Origin of the sequence: Streptomyces sp. P17 (assembly GCF_032436805.1) — a bacterium.
Taxonomy (GTDB): Bacteria; Actinomycetota; Actinomycetes; order Streptomycetales; family Streptomycetaceae; genus Streptomyces.
The window spans coordinates 1-330 of record NZ_JAVRBF010000512.1; the positions used below are offsets into that span (position 1 = coordinate 1).

Annotated in this window: 1 pseudogene; it reads left to right on the forward strand. The window is 54.2% G+C overall.

Annotation, left to right across the window (positions count from 1 at the left end):
* Positions 1 to 330: pseudogene (locus RMT89_RS41920) on the forward strand (hypothetical protein); the annotation flags it as partial.

Consider the following 330-nt stretch of genomic DNA (forward strand, 5'->3'; position numbering starts at 1 on the left):
GTCAAGGGTTCTCCCGGCGTAGGCAAAACCTCACTCCTCCGGGCAATTGCACAGGCAATGAACCTGTGCCTCATCGACCATCGTGTTGCTGGCTCTGGACCAGAAGACTTCAATGGTCTGCCTGACCTCAATGGTCATAAGGCTGTGATGAAGCCTTTCGACATGTTCCCAACTGAAGGCGACGAACTGCCGATCAACAAGGAAACCGGAAAGCCATATGCTGGCTGGTTGCTTCATTTGTCGGAGTTCAATGCCGGTCTGCCTATGGTGACGGTCGCAGCTTACAAGCTCGTGCTGGAACGTGAAGTGGGCCAGCAGAAACTGCATCCG